This window comes from Nocardia sp. CY15, assembly GCF_009829295.1.
In the GTDB taxonomy this organism is placed as follows: domain Bacteria; phylum Actinomycetota; class Actinomycetes; order Mycobacteriales; family Mycobacteriaceae; genus Nocardia; species Nocardia sputi.
In genome coordinates this window covers 1-20,853 of record NZ_VUOT01000034.1, presented here as the reverse complement: position 1 = coordinate 20,853, position 20,853 = coordinate 1, and the positions used below count along the sequence as shown (strand labels likewise).

16 protein-coding genes, 1 pseudogene and 1 riboswitch are annotated in these 20,853 nt (G+C 70.5%); of the genes and pseudogenes, 13 read left to right on the top strand and 4 right to left on the bottom strand.

All coding sequences use genetic code 11. The features are described 5' to 3' along the window. Window positions 1–150: 150 nt before the first annotated feature. A riboswitch (SAM riboswitch) is annotated at window positions 151–244 on the top strand. A gap of 120 nt (window positions 245–364) precedes the next feature. The 7 genes from GVY39_RS27955 (at window position 365) to GVY39_RS27925 (ending at window position 8,136) form a co-directional block, all read left to right on the top strand. Continuing rightward, the gene (locus GVY39_RS27955) at window positions 365–1,984 is read left to right on the top strand and encodes an ABC transporter substrate-binding protein (protein WP_159929753.1); all 1,620 of its coding nucleotides are present in this window, start codon (window positions 365–367) and stop codon (window positions 1,982–1,984) included. A 2-nt stretch (window positions 1,985–1,986) separates the two neighbouring features. Further along, a complete protein-coding gene (locus tag GVY39_RS27950) occupies window positions 1,987–2,991 on the top strand; it encodes an ABC transporter permease (protein ID WP_159929751.1) in 1,005 nt (334 codons plus the stop codon). Window positions 2,992–3,134: 143 nt separating this feature from the next. Next, window positions 3,135–3,932: an ABC transporter permease gene (locus GVY39_RS27945; protein WP_159929833.1), complete on the top strand. Its 798-nt coding sequence runs from the start codon at window positions 3,135–3,137 to the stop codon at window positions 3,930–3,932. Next, on the top strand, window positions 3,929–5,551 hold the full coding sequence (locus GVY39_RS27940) for an ABC transporter ATP-binding protein (RefSeq protein WP_159929749.1): 1,623 nt from the start codon (window positions 3,929–3,931) through the stop codon (window positions 5,549–5,551). Before GVY39_RS27945 ends, GVY39_RS27940 begins: the two co-directional genes overlap by 4 nt. Window positions 5,552–5,730: 179 nt before the next feature. After that, on the top strand, window positions 5,731–6,063 hold the full coding sequence (locus GVY39_RS27935) for a hypothetical protein (RefSeq protein WP_159929747.1): 333 nt from the start codon (window positions 5,731–5,733) through the stop codon (window positions 6,061–6,063). Window positions 6,064–6,172: 109 nt separating this feature from the next. Then, window positions 6,173–6,979 carry a DUF1684 domain-containing protein gene (locus tag GVY39_RS27930; protein WP_159929745.1) on the top strand — a complete coding sequence of 269 codons (807 nt, stop codon included), beginning with the start codon at window positions 6,173–6,175 and terminating at the stop codon, window positions 6,977–6,979. Beyond that, window positions 6,976–8,136 carry an LLM class flavin-dependent oxidoreductase gene (locus tag GVY39_RS27925; protein WP_159929743.1) on the top strand — a complete coding sequence of 387 codons (1,161 nt, stop codon included), beginning with the start codon at window positions 6,976–6,978 and terminating at the stop codon, window positions 8,134–8,136. Before GVY39_RS27930 ends, GVY39_RS27925 begins: the two co-directional genes overlap by 4 nt. A 66-nt stretch (window positions 8,137–8,202) precedes the next feature. Here GVY39_RS27925 and GVY39_RS27920 read toward each other — a convergent pair whose 3' ends face one another. Beyond that, the gene (locus tag GVY39_RS27920) at window positions 8,203–9,204 is read right to left on the bottom strand and encodes a methylenetetrahydrofolate reductase (protein ID WP_159929741.1); all 1,002 of its coding nucleotides are present in this window, start codon (window positions 9,202–9,204) and stop codon (window positions 8,203–8,205) included. Window positions 9,205–9,388: 184 nt separating this feature from the next. Between GVY39_RS27920 and GVY39_RS27915 the strand changes: the two genes are divergently transcribed. The 4 genes from GVY39_RS27915 (at window position 9,389) to GVY39_RS27900 (ending at window position 14,938) form a co-directional block, all read left to right on the top strand. Continuing rightward, window positions 9,389–10,522, top strand: a complete 1,134-nt coding sequence (locus tag GVY39_RS27915; RefSeq protein WP_159929739.1) for a polyprenyl synthetase family protein — start codon at window positions 9,389–9,391, stop codon at window positions 10,520–10,522. A 37-nt stretch (window positions 10,523–10,559) separates the two neighbouring features. Further along, window positions 10,560–12,143, top strand: coding sequence for a phytoene desaturase family protein (gene crtI / locus GVY39_RS27910; RefSeq protein ID WP_159929737.1), 1,584 nt, complete (start codon window positions 10,560–10,562; stop codon window positions 12,141–12,143). A 174-nt stretch (window positions 12,144–12,317) separates the two neighbouring features. Beyond that, window positions 12,318–13,922, top strand: coding sequence for an alpha-(1->6)-mannopyranosyltransferase A (locus GVY39_RS27905; RefSeq protein WP_159929831.1), 1,605 nt, complete (start codon window positions 12,318–12,320; stop codon window positions 13,920–13,922). Beyond that, window positions 13,919–14,938, top strand: coding sequence for a phytoene/squalene synthase family protein (locus GVY39_RS27900; RefSeq protein ID WP_159929735.1), 1,020 nt, complete (start codon window positions 13,919–13,921; stop codon window positions 14,936–14,938). Before GVY39_RS27905 ends, GVY39_RS27900 begins: the two co-directional genes overlap by 4 nt. Before the next feature lie 583 nt (window positions 14,939–15,521). Here the strand turns inward: GVY39_RS27900 and GVY39_RS27895 are convergent. Continuing rightward, window positions 15,522–15,890, bottom strand: coding sequence for an Rv2175c family DNA-binding protein (locus GVY39_RS27895; RefSeq protein ID WP_159929732.1), 369 nt, complete (start codon window positions 15,888–15,890; stop codon window positions 15,522–15,524). Between the two features lie 133 nt (window positions 15,891–16,023). Between GVY39_RS27895 and pknB the strand changes: the two genes are divergently transcribed. Next, a complete protein-coding gene (gene pknB, locus GVY39_RS27890; protein ID WP_159929829.1) occupies window positions 16,024–17,982 on the top strand; it encodes a Stk1 family PASTA domain-containing Ser/Thr kinase in 1,959 nt (652 codons plus the stop codon). A gap of 21 nt (window positions 17,983–18,003) precedes the next feature. Here pknB and GVY39_RS27885 read toward each other — a convergent pair whose 3' ends face one another. Continuing rightward, window positions 18,004–19,389 carry a class II 3-deoxy-7-phosphoheptulonate synthase gene (locus tag GVY39_RS27885; RefSeq protein WP_159929730.1) on the bottom strand — a complete coding sequence of 462 codons (1,386 nt, stop codon included), beginning with the start codon at window positions 19,387–19,389 and terminating at the stop codon, window positions 18,004–18,006. Window positions 19,390–19,575: 186 nt separating this feature from the next. Here GVY39_RS27885 and GVY39_RS27880 point away from each other — a divergent pair, with 186 nt between their 5' ends. After that, on the top strand, window positions 19,576–20,076 hold the full coding sequence (locus GVY39_RS27880; RefSeq protein ID WP_159929827.1) for a polyadenylate-specific 3'-exoribonuclease AS: 501 nt from the start codon (window positions 19,576–19,578) through the stop codon (window positions 20,074–20,076). 66 nt (window positions 20,077–20,142) lie between these two features. Here the strand turns inward: GVY39_RS27880 and GVY39_RS27875 are convergent. Further along, window positions 20,143–20,853, bottom strand: a pseudogene (locus GVY39_RS27875) (cytochrome b); the annotation flags it as partial.

Genomic DNA, 20,853 nt, shown 5'->3' with positions numbered 1-20,853 from the left:
GCAGCGCATGCCTGGTTACTACAAAGACCCGATGAGACCGCGTGGGACAAGATCTACGCTCACGGTGATTAGTTCCCTTGTTCCAGCCTTCGCTTGCTGGGCATCATGATTCGGCTCGACCCTGACACCCGCTGACGGGAGGGTTGACGCCAACCATCCAGAGCGACTGAGAGACCTGGCTCGTCGACGTCGCAGCAACCCCCCGGTCACCGGGTGCGGGTGCTTCCGCCGGGACCGATGGAGGAACCGAAGTGCTCGAACCGCGCCGCCGCATTCCCAGCCGACCGTTGCCGACCGGCGTCGCGGACACCGAGTCGTACCAGGGCGAGCTACTCGCCCGCACCGAAGTATCTGGAGTTGCCTCGTGATCCCAACCCGTCACCGAATCGCCGCGCTGGCCTGTGCGCTCGCCGCGGCCGCCACCGTGGCCGCCTGCGGCAGTGATTCGGCCGCGCCAGGCGCCGACGCGGGACCACCGCAGCCGGGCGGCACCTTGCGCTACGGCCTGTCCCAGGCGCCGACCTGCTCGGATCCGGCGCAGGCCGGTACCAACCAGACGCTGTACGTCGCCCGGCAGATCGTGGATTCGCTGACCGACCAGGAACCGGCGACCGGCGAGCTGAAACCGTGGCTGGCACAACGCTGGGAAGTGAGCCCCGACGCGAAGGTGTTCACCTTCCACCTGGCCGACGGCGTCACCTTCAGCGACGGCACGCCGCTCACCGCGGACTCGGTGCGCAACACCTTCGACTCGATCGTGCGGCTCGGCTCGGGCAAGGCGCCGCTGGGCAGCAGCTATCTCACCAACTACGTCGGCACGACCGCGGTAGACCGGCGCACCGTCCGGGTGGAGTTCAGCAAGCCCAACGCGCAATTCCTCCAGGCGTCCTCGACCACCCAGCTCGGCATCCTGGCCGACGCGACCACGAGCAAGCCCGCCGAGCAGCGCTGCCTCGGCGACAACGTCGGCAGCGGGCCGTTCACCTACGCCGCCTACCGCCAGGACGCGGCGGTGACGCTGGCCAAGCGCACCGGCTACCACTGGGGCTCGGCGGTGTTCGCCCATCGCGGCGAGGCCTACCTGGACAAGATCGAGTTCACCGTCGTGCCCGAATCCGGGGTGCGCACCGGCAGTCTCGCCTCCGGGCAGCTGGACGCGATCAGCGACGCGCTGCCGCAGGACGCCCCGCAGATCGAAGCGGCGGGCGGACGCGTGCTCAGCACCGCCAACCCGGGAATTCCGTTCGGATTGCAACCCAACGTCACCCGCGGTCCGCTGCGCGATCCGGCGGTGCGGCACGCGCTCTTGCCCGCGATCGATCGCAAGCAACTGGTGGACACCGTGCTCGGCCCGCAGTTCGAACCCGCCACCAGCGCGCTGGCCGGCACCACCCCTGGCTACACCGACCTCTCGGCGCACCTGGCCTACGACCCGGCGAAGGCGCGCACTATCCTCGACCAGGCCGGGTGGGCGCCCGGCGCGGACGGCATCCGGACGAAGAACGATGAGCGGTTGAGCTTCTCGGTGCTCTTCAGCCAGGTGTTCGCGGGCAACCAGGCGATCCTCGAACTGGTCCAGCAGCAGCTGCGGCAGGTCGGCGTCGAGCTGAAACTGGACCTGGTGTCGGTGGCGGAGACCACCGCGCGGCAGAACAGCAAGGATTTCGACACCGCCTACTTCAACACCACCCGCGCCGACGGCGACATCCTGCGCACCTCCTTCGGACTCGACGGGCGCAATCTCAATGTACGCGGCCCGATCTCGCCGCTGGACGACGCGTTGAACGGCCAGCTCGACACGGTGGACCCCACGGCACGAAACGGGTTCATCCGCACCGCGCAACAGCAGGTCCTCGAGGCGGGGTTGTTCATCCCGACCGTCGAGCTGTCCCAGGCCATCGGAGCGGGCCCGAACACGCGGGATCTGAAGTTCGAAGCGTCGGCGCGCTTGCAGTTCTTCGACACCTGGCTGAGCGGACGATAGTCATGGCGCGCTACTCGGCGCTGCGGGCGCTGCAGGCGATCTGGGTGCTGTGGGCGGCGTTCACGCTGTCGTTCGTGGTGCTGTACCTGCTCCCGGCCGATCCGGTCTCGATCGCGGCCGACGGCGGCGGAGCGGGCACACCGGTGGACAAGGCCGCCATCGCCGAATTGCAGGCCCGTTACGGGCTGGATCGGCCGCTGTGGGAACAGTACTGGACCGCACTCGGGCACGCCGTTCGCGGTGATCTCGGGCAATCCATCGCGACCGGGCAACCGGTCACCGGCGCGATCGGCGACGCGCTGCCCGCCACGCTCGAATTGACCGGCGCCGCCCTGCTCTTCGCGGTCGTCGGTGGCGTCTCGCTGGCGTTCGCGGCGACCCATACCCGTCGACCGTGGCTGCGCAGCGCCCTGGCGGCGTTGCCGTCGCTGGGCGTCTCGGTGCCGACGTTCTGGACCGGACTGCTTCTGCTGCAGGTGTTCTCGTTCCAGTTGCGCCTGGCGCCCGCGTTCGGCGGGCACGGTTTCGCGGGCACGGTGCTGCCCGCGCTCACCCTGGCCCTGCCGATCGGGGCGGTCATCGCGCAAGTGCTCACCGCCGGGCTCGAAACCACCTGGCGCCAGCCGTTCGTCGACGTGGCGCTGGCCAAGGGCGGGTCGCGCTGGTGGGTGCAGCGCACGCACGTACTGCGCCCGGCCAGTGTGCCCGCGTTCACCATCGCGGGCGTCCTGGTCGGCAACATGCTCGCCGGATCGGTGGTGGTGGAGACGGTCTTCGCCCGCCAGGGCGTCGGCCGGCTGACCCAGACCGCGGTGCTGGCGCAGGACATCCCGGTGGTCCAGGGCATCGTGCTGCTCACCTCGGCGGTTTTCGTCAGCGTGAATCTCGCGGTGGACCTGCTGTACCCGCTGCTCGACCCGCGCATCGCGGCTCGCTCCCGCGGTGCGAGCGGCGAGTCCGCGCAGACCGCCGTCGACGCCGCCGAGGAGGCGATCATTCGTGCCTGACATGGCTCCCGCTCCCAGGACCCCCGCACGCCCGCTCGGCGCGCCGCTGCCAGAGGGGGTGAGATCTCGTGGTTGACGTGACCGAGGAACGGCGCGCAGCGGTACTGTCCGGCATCCGGCGACCGACCGTGAGCTGGAAGACGCTGCGCCGCAATGCCGGACTGCTGGTCGCGGGGGCGGTCGCGCTGCTGGCGGTGGGATGGGCGCTGGCGCCGTCGGTATTCGCCGGTGGCGACCCGCTGACCGGCGTGCCCGCGCAGAAGTTCCAGGCCCCCAGCGCCGAGCATTGGTTCGGCACCGACAATCTCGGACGCGATCTCTACACCCGGATGGTGCACGGCGCCGGTCTTTCGCTGACCGCCACCTTGTCCGCGGTGGGCATCGCGCTCGTCGCCGGGTCGCTGCTGGGACTGCTGGCGGGTTCGATCGGCGGCGTGATCGACGCCGTCCTCATGCGGCTGGTCGATGTGCTGCTGTCGGTCCCCGCGTTGCTGCTGTCGCTGGCGCTGGTGACCGCTCTCGGTTTCGGCACCCGCAACGTGGCCGTCGCGGTGGGCGTTTCGCTGGTGGCCAACTTCGCGCGCGTGATGCGTTCGGAGGTGCTGCGGGTCCGCCAGGCGGTGTACGTGGAGGCAGCCCACGCCGCGGGCGTGCGCTGGTACACGGTGCTGGCCAGGCACGTGCTGCCCAACTCCTATCAGCCCGTGCTCGCCTTGGCCGCGGTCGAATTCGGCATGGCGGTGCTGGCCGTGTCGGCGCTGAGCTTCCTCGGCTACGGCGCGAAGCCGCCCACCCCGGAATGGGGGACGCTGATCTCCGAGGGCCGCAACTACCTCGCGACCGCGTGGTGGATGACCACCCTGCCTGGTTCGGTCATCATCGCCGTCGTACTCGCCGCCCAGCGCCTCGGACGCGCGATCGGGAAGGGAGAACGCGCGTGAGCGCCACGACATCTGCACTGCTGCACGTCGAGGATCTACGGGTGCGTTATCGGTCCGACTCCGGCCCTGTGGCCGCGCTGGACAGTGTGTCGCTCACCGTGGCACGCGGCGAGGTGGTGGCGCTGGTCGGCGAGTCCGGCTCCGGCAAGTCCACGCTCGCCCACGCCGTGATCGGGCTGCTCGGGGCGAACGCCGAGATCGTGGGCGGAAGCGTGACCTTCGACGGCGAGGTGGTCGACACCGGATCCGAACGCGCCCTGCGTCGGCTGCGCGGAGCACGCATCGGCTTCGTCCCGCAGGACCCCGGGTTGTCCCTGAACCCCGTCCGGCGCGTCGGCGATCAAGTGGCCGAGGCGCTGCTGGTGCACGGGCTGGCCGGTCGCGCGGCGGCGCGGGCACGGGCGCTGGAACTGCTGGCCGACGCCGGGCTGGACCGGCCGCGACTGCGGGCGACGCAATTCCCGCACCAGTTGTCCGGCGGGCAGCGCCAGCGGGTGCTCATCGCCGCGGCGCTGGCTTGCGCACCGGATCTCGTCATCGCGGACGAACCGACCAGCGCGCTGGACGCGACCGTAGCGCGCCGGGTGCTGGACCGGCTCGCCGAGCAGATCGCGGCGCGCGGTACGGCGGTGCTGCTGATCACCCATGATCTGGCGGTCGCGGCCGAGCGTGCGGACCGGCTGATCGTGCTGAGCGGCGGCGAGGTGGTCGAAAGCGGCGCCACCGCGCAGCTGCTGGCCGCACCGCGCCACCCGTACACCAAGCGGTTGCTGGCCGCTTCACCCGGTCTCGCTCCGGCCGACGGCGACCGCGAGCCCAGGACCCGCGACGGCGCGCCACTGCTGATCCTGCGCGAGGTGCACAAGACCTTCCGGGCGCACGGCGGCGACACCGTGACGGCGGTGGCCGGGGTTAGCTTCGAACTCGGCCGCGGCGAGACCCTCTCGCTGGTCGGCGAATCCGGATCGGGCAAGTCGACCACCGCGCGGATCGCGTTGCGGCTCACCGAACCCGACCGCGGGGAGGTCGTCTTCGACGGGCAACCCCTGTCGGCGGCTCGCGGTTCGCGACTGCGCGCGCTGCGCAAGCGCTTCCAGGTGGTGTACCAGAATCCGTACGCCTCACTGGATCCGCGCTGGCGGGTGGGCTCGATCATCGAAGAACCGTTGCGCGCGTTCCGGGTCGGCGATCGCGCGCGACGGCGCGACCGGGTGGCGGAGTTGCTCACACAGGTGGCGTTGCCGGCCGGGTTCGCGCAGCGCAGGCCCGCCGAACTGTCCGGAGGACAGCGCCAGCGCGTCGCCATCGCGCGGGCGCTGGCGCTGCATCCCGAGCTGTTGGTACTCGACGAACCGGTCTCCGCGTTGGACGCCTCCGTGCAGGCGCAGATCCTCGAGCTGCTGGACCGCCTCCAGACGGAGTTGTCGCTGAGCTACCTGTTCATCTCGCACGATCTGGCGGTGGTGCGCCGCATCAGCGACCACGTCGCGGTGCTGCGGCACGGCCGCATCGTCGAGTCCGGCCGCACCGCCGAGATCTTCGGCAACCCTCGGCACGAGTACACCCGAGAGCTGTTGTCGGCCATACCCGGCGCCGCCGTCACGAATGGCGTTCTCTGATGCCGAAGCCGACCTACTGCCACAGCCGGGTGCTGAACCGGCAGGAGCACTGGGCGCCGTGCCGCAGCCGCCTCGAACCCGCCGTCCCGTCCTCTGCGACCAACCGCCCCCACTCACCGGAGCCCACCACCGGCCACAAGCCGAACACGTGGTGGCACCGACCGAAAAGGATCGCCCTGATGGTGTACTCCGCCTTCAACCGGAAACCGGCCGACACCGACGCCGAATCCCCCGCACCGGACCTCGCGGCCGAGCCCGCCGCCCCCGAAGCCGGTCCGGCCCGCTGGTGGCGCACCCGTCTGCGCGCCCCGCGTGCGGCCGACACCTCCGGTAACGCGCGGGTACACGCGGTCGCACCTGTCCGCGCCGAGCGGGACCGCCGCCTCATCCGGTCCTCGCGTGGCATGCACGCCGCGCTGTGGCAGCAGGCTCTGCTCCTGGCACCCGATGCCGCCGCAGCGGTGACGCATCCGGCGCTGCGGCGGCAGATCGACACCGAAGGCCCGGCCTGATGGCGCGGCCCGACTTCTTCCGCACCCAGAACACCGAAGCCACCTCGCGCGACCACCTCGGCCCGCGCCCTCCCCATCGCATCACCGCCCACGAAGGAGCCGAAGCGTCATGACCACCAGCATCACCAGCGTTTTCGAGACCGAGTGGGCACATTGGCACCACGCGCGCGAGGACCAGTTGCGCGACCCGCTCGGCTTCCTCAGCCTGACCGGCCTGCACTGGCTCACCGACCGCCCTGAACGGCTGCCGGGCCTGCCGGGTACCTGGTGGGTCACCGACGACAAAGTGTTCATCACCGCCCAGCCCGCCGACCGCCTGGAATACGACGGGCTGGGCATCGCGGGCGTGCAGATCGTCACCCCCGCGGAAGGCGCGCCCGGACTGACCGTGCGGCAGGAGAAACGGGTCCTCGAGGTGATCCGCCGCACCGGCCGCTACGCCGTCCGGGTGCACGACCCGGCCGCGCCGGGCCTGCTGAGCTTCGACGGCATCCCGGCCTACCGGCCCGACCCGCGCTGGGTGGTGCCGGGGCGGTTCACACAGTTCGAGCAACAGCGGACCGTGACCACCGGCGCTGTGGTCGAGGGTCTCGAGCACCACCACAGCGCCGCGGGCATCATCGAATTCCGCATCGGCGAGGTGACCGAACGGGTCGTCGCGTTCGGCGACCGGGACGATCTGCGGTTGCTGTTCACCGACGCGACGAGCGGGGTGACGACCTACCCGGCGGCGCGTTCGCTGTCGGTCGGCCGTCCCGACGCGGACGGCACGGTGGTGCTGGACTTCAACCGGGCCGCGAATCTGCCGTGCGCGTTCACCGACTTCGCGACCTGCCCGGTGGCACCCGCGCAGAACCGGCTGCGCGTGGCCATCGAAGCGGGCGAACAGGATCCGCGGCAGGGACGCGCGGCATGAGCGGTCGAGCCGTACCCCTCTCGATCCTGGACCTGTCGCCGATCAGCGCGGGCTCGACCGCGCAGCAGGCGCTGCGCAACACCGTCGATCTGGCCCGGCACGCCGAACGATGGGGCTACCACCGGTACTGGCTGGCCGAACACCACTTCGTCTCGGTGGCCAGCTCCTCCTCGATCACCCTGATCGGGCTGGTGGCGGCGGCCACCGAGCGCATCCGGGTGGGTTCGGCGGCGGTGCAGGTGGGTCATCACACCTCGGCCTCGATCGTGGAGGCGTTCGGCACGATCGACGCGCTGTACCCGGGCCGCCTGGACCTGGGACTGGGACGGTCGGGGCATCGGCGCGGGCAGTTCGGGGCCGAAGCCGCGCGGCCCAAGGGCGGGAAGCCGGTGGTCGACTCGGTGACCGGGCGCACCGAGATCCGTGACGGCGTGGTGGTTCCGCCGCCGTTCGACCCGGGCCGCGTCGTGGACCGGTCGAAGTTCATCGCCTCGGTGGGCGCGTTGCAGCAGCGCGGGGCGCAGCCGCTGGACTTCGCCGAGCAGGTCGACGAGGTGCGCGCCCTGCTGGCGGGTACCTTCGTCAGCCCCGAAGGCGTCGCGCTGCACGCTGTTCCCGGAGAGGGCGCACAGGTGCGGTTGTGGCTGTTCGGCAGCTCGGCGGGCGAGAGCGCGGCGCTGGCGGGACGCCTGGGGCTGCCGTTCGCCGCGGCCTACCACGTGTCGCCGGGAACCGCGCTGGAGGCCATCGAGGCGTATCGCGCGGCATTCCGCCCGTCCACCGAGCTGGCCGAGCCCTATGTGGTGATCTCCGCGGACGTGGTGGTCGCCCAGGACGACGCGACCGCCCGGCGGTTGGCCGCGGGCTATGGACACTGGGTCTACAGCATTCGCAGCGGCGCGGGCGCGGCCGACTATCCCGATCCGGCGACCGTCTCGCCGCTCACCGCGCAGCAGCGGCGCCTGGTGGACGATCGATTGGCCACCCAGTTCGTGGGTGCGCCGGGCACCGTCGTGGAGCGGCTCACCGCGCTGCGACGGGTCGCGGGCGCGGACGAACTGCTGGTCACCACGATCACCCATCGGCACGCCGACCGCCTGGAATCGCACCGGCTGCTCGCGGAGGCGTGGGGACTGCGGGCGGCGAGGGCGGCCTGATCCTGTTCCGGCCGGTACGCCCGCGAGCGCACCGGCCGGAGCCGCGCGGCAGGTACGAAGCCGGAGTCAGACGCTGACCGGCGCGGCCGTGACGCCGTAACCGAGGTTGGTCAGCACCTCGCTGGTCGCCTTGGCGAAATTGAGCGTGATGAAGTGCAGGCAGGGCGCGCCCTCGTCGATCAGCCGCTGCGCGATCTCGGTGGCGATCTCGATGCCGACCGCGCGCACCGCCGCGGCGTTCTCCTCGCCGCCTTCGCCCGCCGCCTCGCGCAGCCGGCCCATGACCGAGGCGGGCAGCGGCCTGCCGCACAGTTCCTCGGCGCGCTGCACCGTACGCAGCGAGGTGATCGGCATCAGCTCCGGGATGATCGGCTTGGCGCCTTCGATCGGGTCGAGTTTCACCAGACGATCCCGCAGCCGCAGGTAGTGCTCGACATCGAAGAACATCTGCGTGATCGAATACTCCGCGCCCGCACGCAGTTTCGCGGCCAGGAACGCGGTGTCGGTCGCCAGGTCGGGCGAACGGTGGTGGCCCTGCGGGAACGAGGCGACGCCGACGTGGAAATCACCGAGGTCGCGCACGATGCGCACCAGCTCCTCGGCATAGGAGACGCCGTCGGGATGCTTGTGCCACTCGCCGAGCGGGTCACCGGGCGGGTCTCCGCGCAAGACCAGGATGTTGCGGATCCCGCAGTCGGCGTACGCGCCGACCAGCGAGCGCAGCTCGGCGACGCTGTGCTCCACCGCGGTCAGGTGCGCGACAGGCAGCAGTGTGGTCTCCTGCGCGAGCTGCCCGGTCACGCGGACGGTGCGGTCGCGGGTGGAGCCGCCCGCGCCGTAGGTCATCGACACGAACGCGGGATGCATGCGCTCGAACTGCCGCACGGCGCGCCACAGCCGCGCCTCGGCGGCGGCGTCACGGGGCGGATTGAACTCCACGGAGAACGGCACCGCGCGCTCCCCGTGAGCCCGCAGACTCTGTACGACCGAGGGTGTTCCAGAGACGTTCGGGTGCGTCCGGGACGGCCGGCCAGGGGTCGAGCTGCCCCGCACGTTGTCGAAAGTCACCGGTTCAGTGTAGAGGTGGCCGATGGCGGCCCCGTCGGGTCGCTCGGACGCCCCGCGTATTCTTCGCATCGGGCGGCAAATTCGCCACGCCGAGCGACACGCGCGACCGTTACCGCCCGGCCCCGAATCACCCGCAGCGCCCGGGCACCCTCCGCGACCCCGTGCGTCCACCATCCGCACGACCTTGGAGGCTCCTCTGTCCGCCGCAACAGGGACTCAGACGCCGCGGCCCGCGGTGCCGCAGCCGGGCACGCCCGCCTTCGTCACCGCCGTGGAAGACGTGCTGGCCAGTTTCTTCGCCACCCGACGCCCGACGACCGAACGACTCGGCCCGGTCTTCGTCGAGGCCACCGATACGCTCGAGCAGTTCGTGTTACGCGGCGGGAAACGCACCAGGCCCGCCTTCGCGTGGACCGGATGGCTCGGCGCGGGTGGCGACCCGCACGCCCCCGAGGCCGCCGCGGTGCTCACCACCTGCTCGGCGCTCGAGCTCGTGCAGGCCTGCGCGCTGATCCACGACGACATCATCGATTCCTCCCGCACCCGCCGCCGCTTCCCCACCGTTCACGTCGACTTCGAGCAGCGCCACCGCGACCGCGGGTGGGCGGGCGACTCGGCGCACTTCGGAACCAGCGTCGCCATCCTGGTCGGGGATCTGGCGCTGTCCTGGGCCGACGACATGGTGCACGCCTCCGGCCTCGAGCCCGCGGCCGTCGCCCGGTTCGCGCCGGTGTGGGCCGACATGCGCACCGAGGTGCTCGGCGGCCAGCTGCTCGACGTCAACGGCGAGGCGGGCGGCGACGAATCGGTCGAGGCCGCGCTGCGGATCAACCGCTACAAGACCGCCGCCTACACCGTCGAACGCCCGCTGCACCTCGGCGCGGCGATCGCCGCCGCCGACCAAGGACTGATCGACGCCTACCGCACGTTCGGCACCGCCATCGGCATCGCCTTCCAGTTGCGCGACGACCTGCTGGGCGTGTTCGGCGACCCGGCGGTGACCGGCAAGCCCTCCGGTGACGACCTGCGCGAAGGCAAGCGCACCGTGCTGCTGGCCGACGCGCTGCGCCGCGCCGACGAGTCCGACACCGGCGCGGCCGCGTTGCTGCGCTCGAGCATCGGCACCGACCTGAGCGCCGAACAGGTGCAGCGACTACGCGCGCTGCTCGTCGAGCTCGGCGCGGTCGAGGAGGTGGAACGCCGGATCGCCGAACTGACCGACAGCGGTCTGGCGGCCATCGAGTCCAGCTCGGCGACGTCCGCGGCGAAGGAACAGCTGCGCGCGATGGCGCTGGCCGCTACCAAACGCGCCGCGTGAGCACGTCCGATCGCGCGACGGCAAGGAGACGAACCGAATGAGAACCGTTGCGGGACCTACCGAGCGAGTCGTGGTGGTCGGCGCGGGACTGGCCGGCCTCTCGGCCGCCCTGCATCTCACCGGTGCGGCTCGCACGGTCACGCTGCTCGAGCGAGCCGACCACCCCGGCGGACGGGTCGGACGCTACCGGGGCGGTGACTACGACATCGATTCCGGCGCCACCGTGCTCACCCTGCCCGAGCTGATCACCGACGCGCTCGCCGCCGTCGGCCGGTCCCCGGAGAACTGCGTGCCGCCATTGCGCATCCACCGGCTGGCGCCGGGCTATCACGCACGGTTCGCCGACGGCGCCGAGATCAGGGTGTTCGCCGAGGCCGACGCCATGGCCGCGGAGGTCGAGCGGACTTGCGGCCCGGCCGAGGCTCGGGGATACCGGCGGCTGCGCACCTGGCTGGCCCGGGTGTACGCGGCCGAGTTCACGGAGTTCATGGACACGAACTTCGACTCGCCGCTGGATATGGTGCGAATTCCCGAAAAGCGCCGCGCGCTGGTCGAATTGGCGCGACTCGGCGGCTTCGGCAGGCTCGGCCCGCAGGTCCGCCGGTTCCTGCGTGATCCGCGCCTGGCACGGCTGTTCACCTTCCAGGCCCTGTACGCGGGTCTGCCGCCCGCCCGGGCGCTGGCCGTCTACGGCGCTATTCCGCACATGGACACCTCCCTGGGCGTCTACTTCCCCGAAGGCGGTATGCGGGCGATCGCCGTGGCGCTGGCGCAAGCGTTCACCGAAGCCGGCGGCACGCTGGAACTCGGCGCCGAAGTGGTGGGCATCGACTACGCGGGCCGGCGGGCCCGCCGCGCCCGCACCGCCGACGGCCGCTCGTTCGACTGCGACGCGCTCGTGCTCACCGCCGACCTCGGCTCGCTCGACCGTTTCGGTGTGCGGCCCCGGCGCGGGCTGCGCGCCTCGCCGTCGGCGGTCGTCGCGCACGGCACCGTGCCCGCCGCGGTCGCGGCAGGCTGGCCGGTGCAGGCGCACCACACCATCGAGTTCGGGCAGGCCTGGGACAGCACGTTCGCCGAGATCGCCGCCCGCGGTGGACGCGGCAGGCTGATGAAGGATCCCTCGCTGCTGCTGACCCGGCCCGCCCTGACCGATCCGAGCCTGTTCATCGAACGCGGCGACGGACGGTACGAGCCGTTCTCGTTGCTCGCGCCGTGCCCGAACCTGTCGGCCGCGCCGCTGGACTGGCCGCGGCTCGGGCCCGCCTACCTCCGGGAGCTGCTCACCGTGCTGGAAGCACGCGGCTACCGGGGCATCGCCGAGCACTTCGCCGTCGACCGGCTCGACACGCCTCGCACGTGGTTCGATCACGGAATGCTCGCGGGCACACCGTTCTCCGCGGCCCATCTTTTTCGGCAAACCGGTCCGTTTCGGCCGAGTAATTTCCCCCGTTACCGCGACAACGTGGTCCTTGCCGGTTGTGGCACCACTCCGGGCGTGGGCGTACCGACCGCTCTGCTCTCGGGAAAACTGGCGGCAAACCGCATCGCCCGCGAGATCGGGCGCACTTCGCGTGGAACGCCGCGCACCAGCCGGATAGTGTTCGAGGCGACGCCGTAAACTAAGCGCCGACCTATTCGCTCGCGGTTGCGACCGCCGACCACTCGGGGGGACCGACACCAGATGGCATCCCCCGAAACGCGCACCGCAGAGGCCGCCTCCACCGGTGGCACCCGCCCCTCGCCCGCCTCGGCACGTCACGAATCGGCCGCCCCCCGTGGTTTCCTGTGGTCGATGCGCGCCTCCGCCGACTTCGCCAGAAGCCCGGAGGGCCATGCCGCCCTGCTCGGGTTCTTCGGCGCGATCATGATCACCTTCGGCGGGTTCGGGGCGGGCAGCGTCCGCAAGCGGGATCCGCTGCTGGAGGCCATGCACCTGTCCTGGCTGCGGTTCGGGCACGGCTACGCGCTGTCGACCATCTGCATCTGGGTCGGCGTGCTGCTCATGGTCACCGCCTGGGTACGGCTCGGGCGCGCCACGATCGGCACGGGCGACCGGACCGGCGCCGGGGTGACGCTCAACGAACTGCGCGCCATCGTCGGCATCTGGATCGCGCCGCTGCTGTTCGCCGTGCCGATGTTCAGCCGCGACGCCTACTCCTACCTCGCCCAGGGCGCGCTGCTGCGCGACGGCTTCGACCCCTATCAGGTAGGACCGGTCGCGAATCCCGGCGTGCTGCTGGACAACGTCAGTCCCGTATGGACCACGACCACCGCGCCCTACGGCCCGGTCTTCCTGCTGCTCGGACGCGCGATCACCGCCGTGACCGGCGACAACGTGGTGGCAGGCACCATCGCGATGCGGCTGGTCATGCTGCCCGGCTTGGCGCTGATGATGTGGGCGGTGCCGTATCTGACCAAGCACCTCGGCGGCAAGCCGACCGTGGCGTTGTGGCTGGCGGTACTCAACCCCCTGGTGCTGATCCACCTGATCGGCGGCGTGCACAACGAGATGCTGATGGTCGGCCTGATGTGCGCGGGCATCGCGCTGGTGCTGGAACGCCACCACGTGGCGGGCATCGTGGTCGTCGCCATCGGCGTGGCCATCAAGGCGACCGCGGGCGTGGCGCTGCCGTTCCTGGTCTGGATCTGGATGCTGCACGAACGCGAACGCCGCGCGGCGCAGCGGGTCGGGCGCGATCCCGAGCACCTGCCCGCGAGCGAGCAACCCGGCGACGCCGCGGAGCCCACCGAGGACATGCCGCATCCGGCGCTGATGTTCGCCAAGATCGCTGGGCTGGGCCTGAGCGTGTTCGCGGTGGTGTTCGTCGCCGCCTCGGCCATCGCCGGCGTCGGTATCGGCTGGCTGACCGCGCTGTCCGGGTCGAAGAAGATCATCAACTGGCTGTCGCTGCCGACCGTGATGGCGCACGCGATCACCTGGATCACGCCGCTGCGGCTGGAGTCGGTACTCGAAGTCACCCGCGCGATGTGCGCGCTGGCCTTGGTCGCCGTGCTGGCCTGGACCTGGTGGCGGTTCCGGCACAGCGAGCGAGAGGCCGTGCTGGGCATCCTGATCGCGTTCGTCGCGATCGTCATCCTCTCCCCCGCCGCGCTGCCCTGGTACTACTCGTGGCCGCTTGCACTGGCCGCCGGGTTCGCGCTGTCCACGACGACGCTGATGACGCTGGTCGGCGTGTGCACCTGGCTCATGCTGGTCTTCCAGCCGGACGGTTCGATCGGCCTGTACAACTTCTGGCACGTCGTCGCCGCCACCTTCGCCGCGGGTGTGGCGGCAATGTCGCTGCGCACGGTGGACCCGCTGCGGCTGCGCGCCGCGCCGCCGGGCAACGTCACGGCCACGCCCGGCGAAGCCACCGCTTCGGCCGCCACCCCATGACCGAAGGCCGCCTACCGGGTTCCGTCCTGCTCCCGCTCGCCTACCGCGAGTGCAGGCAGATCGCCGCCACCCACGGGCGCACCTACTTCCTGGCCACCCGGCTGCTGTCGGCCGAGCGGCGGCCCGCCGTGCACGCGCTGTACGCGTTCGCGCGCATGGTCGACGACGTCGTCGACCGCGCGGGCAGGCCTGCCGTGGCGCCCGAGCGCTCGCCCGCCGCGGAGATCGATCTCATCGAGCGGGATCTGCGAGCGGCGCTCGAGGCGGGCACCGACGAAACGGGCAGCGCCGGCGGTGCGCCGCTGTCTTCTGCCGAGCACTGGTGGACATGGGAAGCCGACCAACGGCCGCGCACGCTCATCCTGGCCGCCGTCATCCACACCATCCACCGGTACGGCATCGCCGCCCAGCACTTCTGGACGTTCCTGGATTCCATGCGGATGGACGCGCCGGGGTCCCCGACCTTCCGCAACCGCTACGCCAGCCTGGGCGAGCTGCGCGAATACATGCGCGGCTCGGCGGCCGCGATCGGTTTGCAACTACTGCCCGTGCTCGGCACGGTCGTCCCGGTGCCGGAGGCCGAGCCGGCCGCCGCCGCGCTGGGCGAAGCGTTCCAGCTGACGAACTTCCTGCGCGATGTCGCAGAGGATCTCGACCGCGACCGGGTCTATCTGCCCGCCGACGCCCTCGCCGCGTTCGGCGTTCACGACGACCTGCTGCGCGAGTGCCGTCGCACCGGGCTGACCGACCCGCGCGTCCGCCGCGCTCTCGCCCACCTCGTCGCGGTCAACCGGGATCTCTACCGCCGCGCCGAACCCGGCATCGACTTGCTCGAACCACGCGTCCGCCCCGCCATCCGCACCGCGGCCACCCTCTACGCCGACATTTTGCACCACATCGAACGCAGCGACTACGCCGTCTTCGACCACCGTGCCGTAGTCCCCCGCCACCACCGCCTCCGCGTCGCCGCCGCCGAATTCACCACAGCCGCCTTGCGCGGCAGATTCGAGCGCTGACCGCTCGGTTCCAGCGCATCCCGCCTATCCGGCGACGACTGCGCGAATCGCCTCCACCACCGTGCTGGACTCACTGCCCGGGATTCCACCAGAGCCTCTCGAACCGCCCCGAAAACTCGGCTGACCACCGACCAGGAACCTGGTCGCACGGTCACACGCCGCAACGACCACGTCCAGTTCGAATCACGCCAGACCGCTCATTGGCGCGCCGCCCGGCTCGCTTCCGAGCAACCGCGCGCGGGCGACGGGGGGACACGGCTGCGCCGCCAGGGCGCGGTCGGCGGCCGGGCTGGTTCGACCGCGAATAAGGAAGCGGTCGCGTCCGGCGCCACCTGCTGCGACTGATTCCGCCGCGTTCGGCCCGGCCGCACGGTCGCGTGCGGTCCGGTCTCACCCGACGCCGAGGCACCGCTCGGCCGGCTTCGCCACCGCCCGAAAACGTTCAACCCGGATCCCATGATCACTGCCCACGCAACCACACCAGCGCAAGCACAGGTTTTCGAGCGAAGAGGACCGAGCATTGCCCGTTCGCGGCCCGGCTCCATGGGGGCCGGGAACACGCCGCGCCCGCGCGGCCGAGAATTCAGATCGGTTCGGCGGCCGCCCGGCGCAGGACTTCGCGGGCCAGTGGGCCGTGCAGGGCATCGATCGGCTTACCGGGGAGGGTGTCGTCTTCGGTGAAGATCCACTCCAGGATCTCCTCGTCGGTGTACTTGGCGTCGCGCATCACGGTGATCAGTCCGGGGAGGGGCTTCACGACCGCGCCGGTGTCGTCGAAGAACCGTTCCGGCACGCCCGCCACGCCGTCTCTGCGGACGGCGATCAGTTGGTGGTCGCGCAGCATCTGGTGCACCCGGGTCACCACCAGCCCGAGTCGGTCGGCCACCTCCGGCAGCGACACCAAGGTCACCGACTGCGGAAGGACGTCGTCACTGCAGGGAAATGCACTCACCCGGACAACGGTAGACGGTCCCCCGCCGCACGTCGTGAGACACCCGGGGTGGTGGGAGTCGATACCATCGTGGGGGCCGCACGGAGCGGCTGATCGCTTTGTGAAAGCCGGAGGACTTCTCTTGATCGGCCAGATGCTGGAAGGGCGCTATCGGATCGATGCGCCGATCGCCCGCGGCGGAATGTCGATGGTCTTCCGCGGGGTCGACACCCGCCTGGACCGGCCGGTCGCCATCAAGGTGATGGATCCGAAGTTCGCCGGCGACCCGCAGTTCCTGTCCCGGTTCGAGTTCGAGGCGCGCGCGGTCGCCAAGCTCAAGCATCCGTCGCTGGTCGCGGTGTACGACCAGGGCGTCGACGGCGACCATCCCTTCTTGATCATGGAGCTCGTCGAGGGCGGCACACTGCGCGAACTGCTGCGCGAACGCGGCCCGATGCCGCCACACGCGGTGCGCGCCGTCGCCGAGCCGGTGCTCGCGGCGATCGGCGTCGCGCATTCGGCGGGGCTGGTGCACCGCGACATCAAGCCGGAGAACGTGCTGATCTCCGACGCGGGCGAGGTGAAGATCGCCGATTTCGGCTTGGTGCGCGCGGTGGCCGCTGCGAACACCACGTCGGCGAGCGTAATCCTCGGCACCGCGGCCTATCTGTCTCCCGAGCAGGTCACCAGCGGCTCCGCCGATTCCCGCAGCGACGTCTACTCCTTCGGCGTGCTGATCTTCGAGATGCTCACCGGCCGGGTCCCGTTCACCGGTGACACGTCGATCTCGGTGGCCTACCAGCGCATCGAGAACGACGTGCCGAGCCCGAGCGGATTCATCTCCGGGGTGCCGCCGGAATTCGACGAGCTGGTGGCCAAGGCCACCGCGCGGGAGCCCGCGCACCGGTTCGCGGACGCGAACGAGATGGCGGCCGCGCTGCGGCGGATCGGCGCCGCGCTGCGATTGCCCGCCTATCGGGTGCCCGCGCCGCAGGAGTCCGCCGAACATCTCAGCGCCACCTATCGAGCCGTGTCACCGGATCGCGACGACCAGCCGGGTTTCGCCGGAGCGTCGCCACAGGAGCCCCATGCGCCGCAGCCGGTGCAGCACACCAGAGTGGTGACCGCTCAGCGTCCGCGCCTCGACTACAGCCCGCCCGACGACTACGACCGGCCGCAGCCTGTGCGGCAAGCCCACCCCGCACCGCCGTATTCGCCCTACGCCGGCGACCTCAGCCGATCCCGGCGCACGGTGTGGCTGTGGGTGGCCATCGTCGCGATTCTCACGCTGGTGGTCGGTATCGGCGGCTGGTGGCTGGGTTTCGGCCGCTATTCACCGGTTCCGCCGATCGCCGGACTGGAAACCGACAAGGCGGTCGCGACGCTCCAGAACGCGGGGTTCGAGACCGAGATCCGGCAGCGGGCGTCGGACACCATCCCGGTCGGCGGTGTGGTCGGCAGCGACCCGTCGGCCGGATCCAAGATCACCAAAGGGTCCACGGTCGCGGTCCTGATCTCCAATGGCAAGCCCAAGGTGCCGGACGTCAAGCCGGGCGACCAGGCGTCGAAGGTCAACCAGTTGATCCGGGACAACGGGCTGCAACCGGTCGATGCCGGGGAGGAGTCCAGCACCGCACCCAAAGGGTCGGTCTCCAGGGTGGAGCCGAGACCGGGAACCGTGCTGCCGCTCGGCGCGCAGGTGAAGGTCTACCGCAGCAAGGGGTCTCAGCCGGTGAAGGTCCCCGACGTGCGCGGCAAACCGGCCGCCGAGGCCACCAAGATCCTCACCGACGCCGGGATCACCGTCCGGGAGACCCAGATCCAGTTCGACCGCGGCGTCGATGCGGACAAGGCCATCGGCACCCAGCCGGGGGCGGGCGCCACCATCCAATCCGGCGACGGCGTGGTGCTGCTGGTGTCCAATGCGTTGAAGATGCCCGATGTGCGCGGGTGGACCGTCGCCAACGCCCGCGCCAAGCTGGAAAGCCTCGGGTTACAGGTCGAGGTGAAGCAATTGGCGCGGGCCGACAGCTCGCTGGTGGTCTCGCAGACCCCGGCCATCGGAGTCAACATCGAGGCGGGCGACACCGTCACGATCGTGGCGCTGCCCTAGCCGGAAGGCTGCCGCGGTGGTTCAGCGCAGCATCTCGGCGACGAGGAACGCCAGCTCCAGCGACTGCTGGGTGTTCAGCCGGGGGTCGCAGGCGGTCTCGTAGCGACCGGACAGATCGAGGTCGGAGATGTCCTGGGCGCCGCCGAGGCATTCGGTGACGTCCTCTCCGGTGAGCTCGATGTGCATGCCGCCGGGGTGCGTGCCGAGCGCGTGGTGCACCTCGAAGAAGCCCTGCACCTCGTCGACGATGCGGTCGAAGTGGCGGGTCTTGAAGCCGGTGGACGCCTCGTGGGTGTTGCCGTGCATCGGGTCGCACTGCCAGATCACCTGGTGGCCCGTGGCCTGCACCTTCTCGATGATGGGCGGCAGCACGTCGCGGACCTTGCTGTGGCCCATGCGGGACACGATGGTCAGCCTTCCCGGCTCGTTGTTCGGATCCAGCCGCTGCACGTATTCCACTGCCTGCTCGGGGGTGGTCGACGGGCCGATCTTCAGGCCGATCGGGTTGGCGACCAGTTCCGCGAACGCGATGTGCGCGCCGTCGAGCTGGCGGGTGCGCTCGCCGATCCACAGGAAGTGCGCGGACAGGTCGTAGAGCACCGGTTCGCCGATCGCGTTCTCGCTCAGGCGCAGCATGGCGCGCTCGTAGTCCAGCACGAGCGCCTCGTGGCTGGCGTAGATGCGGGCCGCCTTCAAGCTCGGGTCGTTGACCCAGCACGCGGTCATGAAGGCCAGGCCGCGGTCGATCTCCTCGGCCAGCGCCTCGTAGCGCGCGCCTGCGGGCGACTTGGCCACGAAATCGCGGTTCCAATCGTGCACCTTGTGCAGGTCGGCCATCCCCGCCCCGGTGAGCGCGCGCACGAGGTTCATCGCGGCGCTGGCGTTGGCGTAGGCCCGGACCAGGCGCGAGGGGTCGTGCTGGCGCAGCGCCTCGTCGGCGATCAGCGAGTTCACCATGTCGCCGCGGTAGGACTTGAGGCCGAGCGCGTCGGTATCCGACGATCGCGGTTTGGCGTACTGGCCCGCGATCCGCGCCACCTTCACCACCGGCAGGCTCGCGCCATAGGTGAGCACGACCGCCATCTGCAGGAGGGTGCGGATGTTGCCGCGAATGTGCGGCTCGGTGTTGTCCGCGAAGGTCTCCGCGCAGTCGCCGCCCTGCATGAGGAACGCCTCGCCCCGGGCGACCTCGGCCAGCTGCCCGCGCAGCTCCTCCACTTCGGCGGGCACGCAGATAGGCGGCACGCTCTCCAGTACGGTGCGCATTTTGGCCGCCTGCTCCGGATCCCAGGACGGCTGCTGCAGCGCAGGTCGCGCCAGCGCGTCGTCCAACCGCCTGCGCAGCTCGACGGGCAGCGGCGGCAGTTCCGGCAGGCGATCGATGGGTACGTCGACGGTCCAGTTCACCAGTCCAGAATACGGACCATCGGCCCTGTGGGGATACCCGGTGGTGGTGGTGGAGTGCCGCACCAAGGTGGCGAAGTTCTCCACCTCATGGGCCCTTGCGGGCGTGGCGGCGCACGTCACCATAGGGTTGCCGGGAACCCGTCACCTGCCGCAACGGCACCGAAAGCCGAGGAGAGACCGATTTCGCTGCGATATTTCTACGACTGCGAATTCATCGAGGACGGAGTGACCATCGATTTGGTCTCCATCGGCGTCGTCTGCGAGGACGGCCGGGAGTTCTACGCGGTGTCCACCGAATTCGATGCCGGACGTGCGGGGCCGTGGGTGCGCAAATTCGTGCTGCCCCGATTGCCTTCGCCGTCTTCTCCGCTCTGGCGCAGCCGGGCCCGGATCCGCGACGAGCTGTACGCGTTCCTGGTGCCACGGCCGACCGTGCAGCCCGAGCTGTGGGCTTGGGTTTCCGCGTACGACCATGTCGCCTTGTGCCAGCTGTGGGGCTCCATGGTCGATCTGCCCAACACGCTTCCGCGCTACACCAACGAGTTGCGCCAGCATTGGGAGGCGTACGGCCGCCCCGAGCTGCCGCCGATCCCGTCGGACGCGCATGACGCGCTGGCCGACGCCCGGCACAATCTGGCCAAGTTCGAAGCCATCGAGGCCGCACGCCGCGCGACGCCACGCCTGTGACACCCGCGGCATGACGCACCACGGCCCCGAGTCGCTTCGACTCGGGGCCGTGGTGCGGGGCGGGCGTCAGTGGCCGTGCTTGCCGTTCGCCGCCTCTTGAGCCCGCTGCAGCACCTTCAGCTGCTTGTGCTCTTCTTCGTGATCGATCTCGAAGTGCCGGTCGCTCTCCTCCTGCGGGTCCGGCCGCAGGAAGCTGCCCGTGCCCGGCCGGCCGGCCGAGCCGAGCTGGTTCATCTTCTTCGGTACCGGCGCGCCCTGGTACTCCAGCGGGATCGGGTGACCGTGCTCGTCCACCGGGCCGAGCGGCTGGTGCACCTCGATGTACTCGCCGTGCGGCAAGCGCTTGATCACGCCGGTCTCGATGCCGTGCTCGAGCACCGCGCGGTCGCTGCGCTGCAAGCCGAGGCAGAACCGGTAAGCGATGTAGTACGCCGCAGGCGGGGCGACGAGCAGACCGATTCGACCGATCCAGGTGGTCGCGTTCAGCGAGATGTCGAACTTCAGCGCGATGATGTCGTTGACGCACGACAAGGTCAGGACCACATAGAACGCGATCGCCATCGCGCCGATCGCCGTGCGAACGGGCACGTCACGCGGACGCTGCAACAGGTTGTGATGCGCGCTGCTGTCGCCGGTGAGCCGCTTCTCGATCCACGGGTAGGCGATCAGGACGGCGAACACCAAGCCCATGATCAACGCGACCCAGAACACCGCGGGCACGGTGTAGTTGCCGATGTACAGCTCCCACGGCGGCATCAACCGGGCCATGCCGTCGGT